General features: G+C 52.9%; 13 protein-coding genes and 1 pseudogene. 8 read left to right on the forward strand and 6 right to left on the reverse strand.

Annotated elements, in window-relative coordinates:
- The first annotated feature begins 373 nt into the window (after positions 1-373).
- The 5 genes from PG062_RS04080 (at position 374) to PG062_RS04100 (ending at position 6,717) form a co-directional block, all read left to right on the forward strand.
- Entirely contained in the window at positions 374-1,840 is a 1,467-nt protein-coding gene (locus tag PG062_RS04080; protein ID WP_270751320.1) for an aminotransferase class I/II-fold pyridoxal phosphate-dependent enzyme, read from the forward strand.
- A 356-nt stretch (positions 1,841-2,196) separates the two neighbouring features.
- Positions 2,197-3,054 (forward strand): polyamine aminopropyltransferase, encoded by an 858-nt coding sequence (speE, locus tag PG062_RS04085; RefSeq protein ID WP_114000302.1) that lies wholly within the window; start codon positions 2,197-2,199, stop codon positions 3,052-3,054.
- Positions 3,054-3,908, forward strand: a complete 855-nt coding sequence (speB, locus tag PG062_RS04090) for an agmatinase (protein ID WP_114000301.1) — start codon at positions 3,054-3,056, stop codon at positions 3,906-3,908. The genes speE and speB overlap by 1 nt, the downstream gene beginning before the upstream one ends.
- Before the next feature lie 338 nt (positions 3,909-4,246).
- Positions 4,247-5,506, forward strand: a complete 1,260-nt coding sequence (locus PG062_RS04095) for a saccharopine dehydrogenase family protein (RefSeq protein ID WP_114000300.1) — start codon at positions 4,247-4,249, stop codon at positions 5,504-5,506.
- On the forward strand, positions 5,506-6,717 hold the full coding sequence (locus PG062_RS04100) for a carboxynorspermidine decarboxylase (protein ID WP_114000299.1): 1,212 nt from the start codon (positions 5,506-5,508) through the stop codon (positions 6,715-6,717). Before PG062_RS04095 ends, PG062_RS04100 begins: the two co-directional genes overlap by 1 nt.
- Before the next feature lie 425 nt (positions 6,718-7,142).
- On the opposite strand, the gene PG062_RS04110 is transcribed toward PG062_RS04100, so the two are convergent.
- The 4 genes from PG062_RS04110 to PG062_RS04125 all read right to left on the reverse strand — a co-directional run bounded on the left by PG062_RS04110 (position 7,143) and on the right by PG062_RS04125 (position 9,686).
- Positions 7,143-7,463 (reverse strand): carboxymuconolactone decarboxylase family protein, encoded by a 321-nt coding sequence (locus PG062_RS04110; RefSeq protein ID WP_114000297.1) that lies wholly within the window; start codon positions 7,461-7,463, stop codon positions 7,143-7,145.
- A 21-nt stretch (positions 7,464-7,484) separates the two neighbouring features.
- Complete coding sequence (locus tag PG062_RS04115) at positions 7,485-7,886, reverse strand: cupin domain-containing protein (protein ID WP_114000296.1); 402 nt, start codon at positions 7,884-7,886, stop codon at positions 7,485-7,487.
- A gap of 11 nt (positions 7,887-7,897) precedes the next feature.
- On the reverse strand, positions 7,898-8,620 hold the full coding sequence (locus tag PG062_RS04120) for a dihydrofolate reductase family protein (protein WP_270751321.1): 723 nt from the start codon (positions 8,618-8,620) through the stop codon (positions 7,898-7,900).
- 196 nt (positions 8,621-8,816) lie between these two features.
- Positions 8,817-9,686, reverse strand: coding sequence for an aldo/keto reductase (locus tag PG062_RS04125; protein ID WP_270751322.1), 870 nt, complete (start codon positions 9,684-9,686; stop codon positions 8,817-8,819).
- Between the two features lie 135 nt (positions 9,687-9,821).
- Between PG062_RS04125 and PG062_RS04130 the strand changes: the two genes are divergently transcribed.
- Positions 9,822-10,274 carry a MerR family transcriptional regulator gene (locus PG062_RS04130; RefSeq protein WP_114000293.1) on the forward strand — a complete coding sequence of 151 codons (453 nt, stop codon included), beginning with the start codon at positions 9,822-9,824 and terminating at the stop codon, positions 10,272-10,274.
- Positions 10,275-10,577: 303 nt separating this feature from the next.
- On the opposite strand, the gene PG062_RS04135 is transcribed toward PG062_RS04130, so the two are convergent.
- Together PG062_RS04135 and PG062_RS04140 are read right to left on the reverse strand one after the other, a co-directional pair.
- Positions 10,578-11,537 (reverse strand): calcium/sodium antiporter, encoded by a 960-nt coding sequence (locus PG062_RS04135; RefSeq protein WP_114000292.1) that lies wholly within the window; start codon positions 11,535-11,537, stop codon positions 10,578-10,580.
- Between the two features lie 368 nt (positions 11,538-11,905).
- Positions 11,906-12,469, reverse strand: coding sequence for an MATE family efflux transporter (locus PG062_RS04140; protein WP_270751323.1), 564 nt, complete (start codon positions 12,467-12,469; stop codon positions 11,906-11,908).
- 166 nt (positions 12,470-12,635) lie between these two features.
- Here PG062_RS04140 and PG062_RS04145 point away from each other — a divergent pair, with 166 nt between their 5' ends.
- Both PG062_RS04145 and PG062_RS04150 read left to right on the forward strand, forming a co-directional pair.
- A complete protein-coding gene (locus PG062_RS04145) occupies positions 12,636-12,806 on the forward strand; it encodes a DUF8579 domain-containing protein (RefSeq protein ID WP_270751324.1) in 171 nt (56 codons plus the stop codon).
- Positions 12,807-13,622: 816 nt separating this feature from the next.
- Positions 13,623-13,778, forward strand: a pseudogene (locus tag PG062_RS04150) (AlbA family DNA-binding domain-containing protein); the annotation flags it as partial.
- Positions 13,779-13,796 lie beyond the last annotated feature (18 nt).

A 13,796-nucleotide genomic window follows, 5' to 3' on the forward strand; every position in this document is an offset into this window, starting at 1 on the left:
GTTCCGACCCATGGCCATACGGACAGCCGGGTCCACTGCCGATCGGCAACTTTAGTTGCCTTATTGATTGAGTTAAAAGCTCAAATTTTATAAGTTGGTTCCTTTACAACCATGAAATTGCGCAGTCAGCTGCGCAGACTTGTGAAACGGTCAATAAAGAGTAGTAAAAGTAAGATTGCTATATAGACTCTGACACGCTTAACCTTTTTGAATCATGCCGCATTCGCTCTCCCGGTAAACATGCCGGGGGGATTTGGCCTGTGGCAAAATTTAAAAAGCTGGTTTCAAACGCAAGTCTGCACACCCGTGTAAGACTTGCGTTTTTTGTTTTGCCAAACGGCACTTCCCAAAGGAACCGCGAACGGAGGTAAACATGAACGGTGAGAAAAAACGCGCCCGGTTGGACCAGCGCCGCGCCCCCATCCACGAAGCGCTGGAAAATTTCCGCCAGATGCGCGTGGTTCCCTTTGATGTGCCCGGTCATAAGCGGGGACGCGGCAACCCGGAACTGACCGCCTTTTTGGGCCAGCAGTGCGTTGGGGTGGATGTGAACAGCATGAAGCCGCTGGATAATCTCTGCCATCCGGTATCCGTCATCCGCGAAGCGGAGGAACTGGCCGCCGATGCGTTCGGCGCTGCCCACGCGTTTTTGATGGTGGGCGGCACCACCAGCTCGGTGCAAAGCATGGTGCTGACCGCCTGCAAGCGCGGGGATGAGATCATCCTGCCCCGCAACGTGCACCGCAGCGTGCTGAACGCACTGGTGCTCTGCGGCGCTGTGCCGGTGTATGTCAACCCCGAAGTGGACCAGCGGCTCGGCATCAGCCTGGGCATGAAGCGGGAACAGGTGGCCAAAGCCATTGCCGAGCACCCCAACGCGGTGGCGGTTCTGGTCAACAACCCCACCTATTACGGCATCTGCAGCGACCTGCGCGCCATTGTGCGGATGGCCCACGATGCCGGGATGCTGTGCCTGGCTGATGAAGCCCACGGCACCCACTTTTACTTCGGCGGCGGCCTGCCGGTTTCCGCCATGGCAGCCGGGGCGGATATGGCGTCGGTTTCCATGCACAAAAGCGGCGGCAGCCTGACCCAGTCCAGCCTGCTGCTGACCGGCCCCAACGTCCACGCTGGCTATGTGCGGCAGATCATCAACCTGACACAGACGACCTCCGGCAGCTATCTGCTGATGTCCAGCCTGGATATCTCCCGCCGCAACCTGGCCCTGCGCGGCCGCCAGGTGTTCCACCAGGTGGCAGATATGGCCGAGTATGCGCGGGAGGAAATCAACGCCGTGGGCGGCTATTACGCCTTTGGCAAAGAGCTCTGCAACGGCAACTCCGTGTTTGATTTTGATACAACAAAACTCAGCGTCCACACGCTGGATATTGGCCTTGCAGGGATCGAAGTCTATGATATTCTGCGCGATGAATATGATATCCAGATCGAATTTGGTGATATCGGCAACATCCTGGCCTATCTTTCCATCGGTGACCGCCCGCAGGAGGTGGAACGTCTTGTCAGTGCCCTGGCCGAAATCAAACGTCGCTACCATACCGACGGCGCGGGCCTGTTGAGCCAGGAATACATTGACCCCGAAGTTGCCACCAGCCCGCAGGAAGCATTCTATGCCCCCAAAAAGAGCCTGCCCCTGCGCGAAACGGAAGGCATGGTTTGCAGTGAGTTCGTCATGTGTTATCCGCCGGGTATCCCCATCCTGGCGCCGGGCGAGCGCATCACTGCTGAGATCCTGGATTATATCGAATACGCCAAAGCCAAAGGCTGCAGCATGACCGGACCGGAAGATCCTGACATTCTGCGCCTGAACGTTCTGGCCTAGGGTGTATCTGAAAAGCCGAAAATTCAGTCTATTACTACAAACACAGCCGGATTATGCGTTAAGGCAATACCGCATAATTCTAAGTGCCGATACGGCGAGCGAGGTGCGGCAGATGCCAAGCCAAAAGCGCAGATAATACTGGATGTCTTATCGAGCATTTTGGCAACGCAGATGCCGTGCCGCAGCTGCCGGAGCGGTGCTTAAGCCGCAAGGCGGGAATTGTGCGGTGTTGCCTTAAAAAGCCTTGGAATCCACAAAGGATTCCCGCGGCTCTTTGCCTTAAATCCTGCTTGTGTTTGCGAAATATCCGTCATTTTCTTTGTTTTCAGATACACATTAAGAAGGAGGTTTGTACAATGGAAATGTGGTTTTCGGAATTTCATACCCCCGATGTAAAGCACAGCATCCGGGTCAACCGCCAGCTCTATTCCAAACAGAGCGACTACCAGCGCATTGATATTTTTGAAACGCCGGAATTTGGCCGGGTGCTTACGCTGGACGGCAATGTCATGCTGACGGAGCGTGATGAGTTCATTTACGATGAAATGATCACCCATGTGCCGATGTCGGTGCACAGAAGCGCAAAGGACATCCTCGTCATCGGCGCGGGCGATGGCGGCGTTGTGCGGGAACTGACCCGCTATGACCGTGTGGAGCGCATTGACCTGGTGGAAATGGACCCCCAGGTTATTGAAGCTTGCCGCGCCTACCTGCCCGGCAACGCCTGCCGTATGGATGACCGCCGCGTGCATATCTATTACGAAAACGCACTCAAGTTCATCCGCAAGTGTGAGGATGAATATGACCTTATCATTGTGGACTCCTCCGACCCGTTCGGCCCGTCGGAGGGGCTTTTCACCCGCGAATTTTACGGCAACTGCTATAACGCCCTGCGTGATGACGGCATTATGGTAAACCAGCAGGGCAGCCCTTTCTATGCCGAGGATGCCACCGCCATGCAGCGCAGCCACAAGCGCATTGCCAGCACCTTCCCCATCAGCAAGGTGTATCAGGCGCACATCCCCACCTTTGCTGCGGGCTACTGGCTCTTCGGCTTTGCCAGCAAAAAATACCACCCCATCAATGATATGGACAGTGACGCCTGGAATGCGCTGAACATGCGCACCCGTTATTACACCACCCGGCTGCATGTCGGGGCGTTTTACCTGCCGGCATTTTTGGAAGAGATGCTGCGCGAAGTGGAGGACTGTTGATGCTGCACCGCAATGTAGAAAACTTTATCGGCTGTGACAGCAGCTACCGTACCGCCGGCATTGTGCTGTACGGCGCGCCGTTCGATTCCACCACCAGCTACCGCCCCGGCGCACGTTTTGGCCCTGCCGCCATCCGCCACGAAAGCTATGGCCTGGAAACCTACAGCCCCTATCAGGATAAAGACCTGACCGACTGCAACGTGTTTGACAGCGGAGATCTGGAGCTCTGCTTCGGCTCCAGCGAAAGCGCTCTGGTGGATATTGAATCCCGCGCGGCAGAGATCCTGCGGGATGGCAAGCTGCCCCTGCTTCTGGGCGGTGAACATCTCGTCACGCTGGGGGCCGTGCGGGCTGCCGTGAAAAAATACCCCGACCTGCACATCGTCCATTTTGACGCTCACGCCGACCTGCGGGATGACTATCTCGGCGCACAGCTCAGCCATGCCTGTGTGCTGCGCCGCTGCCATGACCTTTTGGGCGATGGCCGCATCCACCAGTTCTGTATCCGCAGCGGCGATCGGGAAGAATTCCAGTTTGCCGCCCGCCATACCGATATTCACAAGTTCGATTTCACCGGTCTGCAGGAATTGACCGATTGGCTGTGCCAGGCAAATGTGCCGGTTTACCTGACAATTGACCTTGACTGCCTGGATCCATCGGCATTCCCCGGAACCGGAACCCCCGAAGCGGGCGGAGTCAGCTTCTTGCAGCTGCTGGGAGCCATCCGCACCGTAACCAAAGCAAACATCATCGGCGCGGATGTGAACGAGCTGGCCCCCATGCTGGACCAGAGCGGCGTTTCCACCGCAACTGCCTGCAAAGTGCTGCGTGAGCTGCTGCTGGCGCTGGACTGATCGAAGATCTGTACACCCTACATTCAAGGCAATACCGCATAATTCTAAGTACCGATACAGCGAGCGAGGTGCGGCAGATGCTAAGCCAAAAGCGCAGATAATACTGGATGCTGCAAAGGTGAGCGCCGCCAGTGGCGGAAACAGCGAACCGAAGCAGGGGCAGCGGTCGCAGAGTGCGAGGGGCTTTTGCCCCCGAAGCACGATGCGGGTACCGCAACCCGACATTATCGAGCATTTTGGCAACGCAGATGCCGTGCCGCAGCCGCCGGAGCGGTGCTTAAGCCGTAAGGCGGGAATTGTGCGGTGTTGCCTCAAATAAAACATAAAGGAGTACCATCATGAGCAAAGTTCTTGTTATCGGCTGCGGCGGCGTGGCCAGTGTAGCCATCTCCAAGTGCTGCCAGGTCAGCGATGTTTTTACCGAGCTGTGCATTGCCAGCCGCACCAAGTCCAAGTGCGATGCCCTGGCGGCAAAGCTGGCCCCCAACACCAAAACAAAAATCACCACCGCCCAGGTGGATGCCGATGATGTGCAGCAGCTGTGCGATCTTATCAACAGCTACAAGCCCGATCTGGTCATGAACATTGCCCTGCCCTATCAGGATCTGACCATCATGGATGCCTGCCTGGCCTGCGGCGTCAACTATATGGACACCGCCAACTATGAGCCGGAAAATACCGATGACCCGGAATGGCGCGCTATCTATGAAAAGCGCTGCAAGGAAGCAGGCTTCTCCGCCTACTTTGATTACAGCTGGCAGTGGGCCTATAAGAAAAAGTTTGAGGATGCCGGCCTGACTGCCCTGCTGGGCTGCGGCTTTGACCCGGGCGTTACCCAGGCTTACTGCGCTTACGCCGCCAAGCATGAGTTTGACACCATCGACACCATCGATATCCTGGACTGCAACGGCGGCGACCATGGCTATGCCTTCGCCACCAACTTTAACCCCGAAATCAACCTGCGCGAAGTTTCTGCCCCCGGCAGCTATATGGAAAACGGCAAGTGGGTCGAGATCCCGGCCATGAGCATCAAGCGGGAATATAACTTTGACCAGGTCGGTCAGAAGGATATGTACCTGCTGCACCACGAGGAAATTGAATCTTTGGGCAAGAACCTGCCAGACGTCAAGCGCATCCGCTTTTTTATGACCTTTGGCCAGAGCTACCTGGACCATATGCGTTGCCTGGAGGATGTGGGAATGCTCTCCACCACCCCCATCAATTTTAACGGTCAGGAAATCGTACCCATCCAGTTCCTCAAAGCCCTGTTACCGGACCCCGCCAGCCTGGGCCCCCGCACCAAGGGCAAAACCAACATCGGCTGCATCTTTACCGGCAAAAAGGACGGCAAGGATAAAACCTACTATATCTATAACGTCTGCGACCATCAGGAATGCTACCGCGAAGTCGGCAGTCAGGCCATCAGCTACACCACCGGTGTGCCTGCCATGTGCGGCGCCTTGATGATGCTGACCGGCGAATGGACCAAGCCCGGCGTATATACCGTTGAGGAGTTCAACCCCGATCCGTTCCTGGATGCGCTGGACAAGTACGGTCTGCCCCGCAGCGAAAACCATAACCCCGTGCTGGTGGATTGATGAACCAGCGGGATATGCGGCCGCCTTTTGCGGCACTCGGCGGAACCATCCCGCCGGAACTGGAAAAACTGCCTACCCCCTGCTACCTGCTGGATGAAGACGCCCTGACCCGCAACGCGGAAATTCTGGGCGGCCTGGCCCAGCGTACCGGCTGCAAGGTGCTGCTGGCCCAAAAGGCGTTCAGCAATTATGACTGCTACCCCCTGCTGGCGCCACACCTGGCCGGTACCGAAGCCAGCGGCCTGTTTGAAGCCCGCCTGGGTGCGGAAGAGATGCCCGGCAAGGAAGTCCATGTGTTCTGCGCGGCCTACCGTGCGGACGAAATGGATGAACTGGTGCAATACGCGGACCATATCGTCTTTAACTCCCCCGCCCAGCTGGCAAAGTTCGGCCCTGCCGCAAAAGCGGCAGGCAAAAGCGTGGGGCTGCGCATCAACCCGGAATGCTCCACCCAGGACGGCCACGCTATTTATGACCCCTGCGCCCCCGGCAGCCGCCTTGGCACCACCCGCGCCCAGTGGAACGCCGCAGTAGCGGCGAACCCCGCGCTGCCCAATTTGCTGGATGGCCTGCACTTCCACACCCTGTGCGAGCAGGACTCCGATGCGCTGGCCACGACGCTGGACGCTGTGGCCCAAAAATTCGGTGACCTGCTGCCTCGGATGCAGTGGCTCAACTTTGGCGGTGGGCACCATATCACCCGCCCCGGTTACGATATCGCCATGCTGGAACGCTGCATCACCCGCGCCCAGCAGGACTGGGGCGTGACGGTCTATCTGGAACCTGGCGAAGCCTGCGCCCTGAACGCGGGCTTCCTGCTCAGCCGCGTGCTGGATGTGGTGCAGAACGGCGATACAACCATCGCCATTCTGGATGCCAGCGCCGCCTGCCATATGCCGGATGTGATCGAAATGCCCTACCGTCCGCCGCTGTTTGCCGCAGCCGAACCGGGAGAAAAGCCCTGCACCGTGCGCCTTGCCGGGCCGACCTGCCTGGCCGGGGATGTCATCGGGGATTACGGCGTGGACGCCGTTCCCAACGTGGGAGATCTGCTGGTGTTCGGCGATATGGCAATCTATACCACCTGCAAAAATAATACCTTCAACGGCATGCCTCTGCCCGCTATCTTTGCCCGCGCCGCCAGCGGCACCACCCGCAGCATCGTGTCCTTCGGCTACGAAGATTTCAAGTACCGATTGGGCAAGAGATAAGGCAATACCGCATAATTCTAAGTGCCGCAGCCGCCGAAGCGGTGCTTAAGCCGCTAGGCGGGAATTGTGCGGTGTTGCCATAAATAAAAGAGTAAAATGAGCGCCCCCGCCCAACAGAGTCTTGTTTGGGCGGGGGCGTTTGTACAATCTTTTGACAATGTATTGTCGCCGACTTGTGTTGCAGACCAGATATCAAAAAATATAAGCCAACCAAAAGTGCCAGCACAACCGCCGTCATGCCCGACGCCTTTACTGATGTGTGATAAAGAAGTAATAGAAGTGTAAAAAATTTTGCCGTTCCTATCCGGCACTTAGCTCTTGTGTCGGATAGGTCGGGCGGTTATTCGGGCAAGTCCACCTTGCCAACGAAAGAATAATAAATCTCAATGTCCTGTCTGCGGGTCTTGTTCTCGTCATAGCTGCACTCATTCAGCATAAACTTCCTTTGCCATTCTAAACGCAGCCCATGCTTTTGGCCACCCTGCATAAAATGCAGCATGAGTTAAAATTTCCGCCATTTCCTCGCCAGTAACGCCATTCTTTTTTGCCGTTTCCAGATGGTATTTGAAAGAGCTATCTGTCAAGCCCTGCGCCATTAACGCTGTGACGGTCACTATGCTGCGGTCACGCAAAGAGAGCTGTTTCTCTCTGCTCCATACCTCCCCAAATAAAACATCATCGTTCAATTCTGCAAATTTCGGCGCAAAGGTTCCCAGTGCGTCATGTCCTGCTGTCTGCTTAACCATAAAGTTTTCCCCTTTCTGTCCTTACTTTAACTTTTCATAATCTTCTTCGTTTACGACTTCCAGCCATTCATTGGAAGCACCCTCTGCGGGTACTTCTACGGCAAGATGTGCAAACCAGCTGTCTTTTGCCGCACCATGCCAGTGCTTTACTTCCGGCGGAATGTTCACAACATCACCGGGGTGTAATTCTTGTGCTTCTTTGCCCCACTCCTGATAATAGCCCCGTCCAGCGGTACAAAGCAGAATTTGACCGCCTTTATGGTGAATGTGCCAGTTATTACGGCAACCCGGCTCAAAAGTCACATTTCCGATTGTTACCCGTTCTGTGGAAAGCATATTCAAGTAACTTTGCCCAACGAAATATTGTGCAAATGCTTCATTCTTTTCTCCCATAGGAAAAACGCTGATATTTTCCGGTTTCATAAAGCCCCTCCTTATCGTTTTACTAAATACCGAAGCCATACACTTCCGCCGTCTTTTATCTCTGCACTTTGAAGTTCAAAAGCAACAGGCGTGTCAGAAGCCCATTCATCTTTTGCATTGAAAAGGGCGGGAGTTTTGGAAGAACCGTCTGCAACAGGTGCAATTACAACGCTTACTTCATCGCACATACCAGCCTGAATAAAAGACCAGTTCAAAACACCGCCGCCGCCCAGCATAAGCGTTTCAATACCGAACAGCTTTTTCAGCTTTTCCATAGCCATTTCATAATCTAAGGTTTCCACTCCGGCAACGATGTAGGAAATTCCTAACTTTCGCAAAAAGGCTTTATAGGAATTGCTGGCTTTTTCTGTCAATACTTCAATCACATGAGCGTGGGTATCAACATAGGTAAGCTTGCCGCTTTTCCAACCCAGCTTTCCAGCAGGGTCAACAGAAACATAGTACATACCTGCGTTTCCGTTTGCAACAAAATCCCCCTCCGGCACGACAGGGGCATTTTCGTCTAATGCAGGTTTTTCATAAAAAGTAAAATTGTCATCAGTCGTTACTCTGCCGGAAAGCCAGCCTTGATGTTTGTAATAAGGATTTTCTCCAAAGGATATGTTATAAAATACATTTCCAGCGTTTTCTCCCTCTTTGGTGTTCATATAAGAACCCATAATTTTCCCGTCAAGGGAAGTCATCATATGACAAAAAATATAAGGTCTATTCATTTTTTCTCTCCTCGAATATTTTAGGCAACACCGCACAATTCCCGCCTAGCGGCTTAAGCACCGCTTCGGCGGCTGCGGCACGGCATCTGCGTTGCCAAAATGCTCGATAAGACATCCAGTATTATCTGCGCTTTTGGCTTAGCATCTGCCGCACCTCGCTCGCCGTATCGGCACTTAGAATTATGCGGTATTGCCTTTATTTTCCGCTGAACACAGGAAATGAACTGTACTCGCCATAATCTTTCAGCGGTTTTATAGATTTCAAAATCTCCATATCCTGCTCGGAAATTTCAAAATCGACTTTTGCATTTTCAAGCATGTGTGCAGGGTTTGCTGTTTTAGGGAGTGGGAGAGTTCCAAGCTGTAAATCATATCGAATACAAAGCTGCGGTACAGTTACTTGATATTTTTCGGCGATTGCCTGAACTTCCTCACTCTTTAAAATTTCCCCATGTGCTACGGGCGAATAGGCTTCTACTAAAATACCGTTTTCCCGGCAGTATTCAATCAGATTTGCCGGAGTATTCCCGATATGTGCCAACAGCTGATTTACCATAGGCTTTATCGTACAGGAAGAAAGAATATTTTCAATATCATGTTCTTGAAAATTAGATATACCGATTGCACGAATTTTTCCGGCTTTATAGGCGTCCTCTAATGCTCTCCATGCTTCTCGGTTCCCCGCTGCATAATCTCCGCCACGAAAATCCGTCCATGGCTGCGGACTGTGAATGAGCATTAAATCAATATAATCAAGTCCCATTTTTTCAAGGGAGCCTGTAATTGCCTGAACAGCTTCCTCGTAAGTTTTTAATTCTGCGGCTAATTTCGTTGTAATAAAAAGCTCTTGGCGGTTTATTCCACAATCCCGGACACCTTTACCGATACCACGCTCATTCTCGTAAGCCTGTGCAGTATCAATATGACGATAGCCTATTTCTACCGCTTTACAAACTGCTGTTGCCGCCTCATCATCTGGAATGAACCATGTACCTAATCCTATCTTGGGAATGTTAATTCCATTCATAAGTGTGTATGTTTCTGATAAAGTATTCTTCTGTTTCATGTTTTCCTCCTATTGACGCATTTAGTACAAACAAGTATAATCCTCCTGTAAGCTCGTTTAAATGATACAACTTAAAGTCAGGTTTAAGTCAATGCCAAATACACATAAATTTTCAGAAAATGAGAGGTTCAATTTATGTTATATACCGTTAGTGAAATGGCAAAACGATTAGGTGTAGCCCCTTCCACATTGCGTTATTACGATAAAGAGGGGTTGCTTCCGTTTATAGAACGTTCCGATGGCGGCATACGAATGTTTAAAGACACTGATTTTGAATGGCTTTCCATTATTGAATGTCTAAAAAAGACAGGTATGCCTATCAAAGAAATTAAAGTCTTTATAGACTGGTGCATAGAGGGAGATACAACAATTAGTAAACGAAAAGAATTGATTGAAAAGCAGCGACAGGTTGTTCTATTTCAAATTCAACAGCTCAAAGAAACTCTTTCCATGCTGGACTACAAAAAATGGTATTATGAAACTGCGGAAAAAGCAGGCTCATGTAAAGTACATGAAACAATGCAGGAAGATGATGTTCCCGACAATCTACGAAAAGCAAGAGAACGGGCAAAAGGTCTTTTTGCCTAAAATATGAGGGAAAGAAAAACTATTTTATGTTCTTCTTTCCCTTTGTCATATTCGGAATAGTAAGCTGCTGGCTATCAAGTTCTTGTTTGTTACTTTACCGCACATGAGCATTGATGACTGAGTTGACGCCGATGGAACATAGCCAGAACATCGTGGGCAGCTGTTCCTTCCGCGTTTTGGGCAGGACTTTACCCAGCAGCTTGCCCGGCAAACTACCTGGCAGCACCGCGCAAGACGGCTCTCCCCACAAAAAAAGGCACTGCCGTTTCCCGGCAGCGCCCCAGTGATTATTGTGATTAGCGTTTACATCGTAAACTGGATTGCACAGAAAGCTGCGTAAATGGCCAGCAAAATAATACCCTGTGCGCGGTTCATCTTACCTTTGACAAGGGCAGGTACTGTCATGATCAGCATGACGGCCAGCATGACCGGCAGGTCTAACACCAGGCTGGAGTTTACTCCGAACAGCGTCGAGCTCTGCGGGATGGTGAACGGAGCCAGCGTAACGGAAACACCGCTGACCAGCACAAGGTTGAAGACGTTTGCGCCGACGACGTTGCCAACGGACAAATCACTGTGACCTTTAATCAGCGAAGTAATGGCCGTGACCAGCTCCGGCAAAGAAGTACCCAGCGCGACAAAGGTCAGGGCGATGACGCTTTCGGGCACGCCCAGCGCTTGGGCGATCAGTGTACCATTATCAACGAGCAGATTTGCGCCAACGGCGATGACTGCCGCACCGGCGACCAGCAGGATCAGCGTCTTGGACAAGGGGATCAGCTCTTCCTCTTCGGCGTGTTCCTCAGCGGGGGCGTTCTTCATCTGCCGGACGTTGGCGACCATGTAGGCCACGAACATTGCCAGCATGATAAAGCCCATCGGGCGGGTAAATTCACCGAAGCCGTAGGCAGCCACGCAGTAGATGGCGGCGGCGATAAAGAAGAAGATAACCGGCGTTTTCAGCGTCTTGGGGTCAACCTTGCCAGGGCGCACGGCAATCGTGATGGCTGCGATCAGCGCCGAGTTGCAGATGACCGAGCCGATGGCATTGCCGTAGGCAATCTCGCCGTGGCCGGAAACCGCCGACATCGTGGAAACCATGACCTCCGGCAGCGTTGTGCCGATGGAAACGACCGTCGCGCCAATCAGCAGCTCCGGCAGGTGGAAGCGCCGCGCCAGCGCAGATGCGCCGTCGACGAACCAGTCGCCGCCTTTAATCAGGAACAGCAGACCGACGATAAAAAGTAAAACAGGTACTAACATACTTTTCCTCCATGTTTCTATTCTTCGCGTAAAGTGTGCGCCGGTGTCGGCGCATCACTGCGAAACGTCTTCAGCACGGACAGCCCCATAGGCAGCGCCAGCGCAAAGGCCAGCAGATCCGCGGCGGGCTGGGCGTACTCCGCGCCTGCAAGCCCTAAGGCAACACCGCACAATTCCCGCCTTGCGGCTTAAGCACCGCTCCGGCAGCTGCGGCACGGCATCTGCGTTGCCAAAATGCTCGATAATGTCGGGTTACGGTACCCGCATCGTGCTTCGGGGGCAAAAGCCCCTCGCACTCTGCGACCGCTGCCCCTGCTTCGGTTCGCTGTTTCCGCCACTGGCGGCGCTCACCTTTGCAGCATCCAGTATTATCTGCGCTTTTGGCTTGGCATCTGCCGCACCTCGCTCGCCGTATCGGCACTTAGAATTATGCGGTATTGCCCTAAAAGATTTGGCAGGATAAAGACGACCGGGATCAAAAACAATCCCTGCCGCGCGGCGGCCACCAGCGACGCTTGCCACGCCATACCGATGGTTTGCAGCAGCATCGTACACAGGATAATCCAGACCGTCAGCACCAGCGTCAGGCACTGCGCACGCAGCACCGCTGTGCTGATAATCACAACGTCGGCGTCATCCCGGAACAACTGGATCAGCTGCGGTGCGAAAGCGAAGGCCAGCACCGACAGCGCCGCCACCGCGCCACAGCCCAGGCGGATGCAGAAGTAGAACGCCTGCCGCACGCGGGTGCATTTGCCTGCGCCGTAGTTTGTGCCGCACACTGGCTGGAAGCCCTGCCCAAAGCCAATAAGCGCCGAGTTTGCGAACATCGAGATAACCGTGGGCACAGACATTTCCAAAATCAGGCGGCGCACCGGTGCTTGTGTCATATAGCGCACGCGCTCTTCCGCCGTCATAGCTGTTGTTTTCATCGTTGTACTTCCTTGCCGCAGCACTGTTATTGTACCGCAGCCGGGCAGGCAATGCAACGAAAATCGCTGCTGTTTACGCATAAAACCGGGGGCTTTGCGGCGGCCTCCGGTTTTATGGTTTTCGTTTACTTCTGCATGATGTGAATTCCGGCATACGGTTGTTTCTTTGCTGTTGCATAACGGGGTTGATAAAATTTCCGTGGCGGACTTTGTTGGTGATGACCCTGCAACCCTTGACCGTTACTATGCCCATCTTATCAATGATGGGAGGGTACAGGCAGCAAACGCAATGAATTCCATCATTGGCTTTGCCGCCACGGAAATACCGGCTGAATAAAAACTGAATAAAAAATTGACTTGTTACCACGAAAAAAGAAAAAGAGCGGTAAAACCTGACGTTCTACCGCTCTTCATATGGTTGCGGGGACAGGACTTGAACCTGCGACCTCCGGGTTATGAGAAATCTAAAATTTGTGCGTTACAGTGCTGTTTTGTTGGGTTTGGTGGTGTTGCGTACCAAGGCTCGAAATAGATTTTGTCCCATGTGTACAAAGGAGTGCTGCATCGTGCTGACCTGTTCCAAACCCTTTTGGGGGCAGTTTTGGGGGCAAATCTGTGAGACGGATTCTGACTCGCAACTCTCAAATAAATGTGCAGCTTTAGTCTCATTGAGAAACATGAATACGAGCATCACTGGGTTCTTGCCAGTGAAAAGCCCTACGAATCCGTATATAAGTTTTATTCTCCAACAAGAAGTTGTACACAAGCACTACTCCGCAGCATTCCCGCACACCGCCCCTGTCGCCGCAAGAAATGCCCCTGTTTGGGCGCATTCGCGGTGCATCGGCGTGGTACTCGTCCAGCCAAATACCGCCCCAAAATCCCCGCTTTCCGGGGATTTTTTTATTTTACCGCAAAGGCATTTACCTGAACGGGATTTCCCTGTACAGGTAAATTCTGCACAAATAAATAATTAAATAAATAAAATACTAATATACTATCGTATCCTATCCGTAAAACTACAAAAAATTGGATTCATCCCGCTATGGTCTTACGGCCATGCGTACAACTTACCACCGGAGAGTACAACTTACGATTGCAAACCGACCCTGCCAAGTTGTATAATTAAAGCACCGATAGTTCGCGCAAAAGCTGGTGCAAGAGCATGAGCGCTTTTGCGAACACGCTGGGCGGCGCGCTTATTTTCGGCATGGCGGATGACGGGCAGATCGTTGGGCTGACCGAACCCGACAGCGACGCCGAGAAAATCAGCGAGATCATCAAGACGCGCATGGAGCCTATCCAATAGTACGATATACCGTGAAAC

Source organism: Gemmiger qucibialis, from assembly GCF_027689445.1.
Classification (GTDB): domain Bacteria; phylum Bacillota; class Clostridia; order Oscillospirales; family Ruminococcaceae; genus Gemmiger; species Gemmiger qucibialis.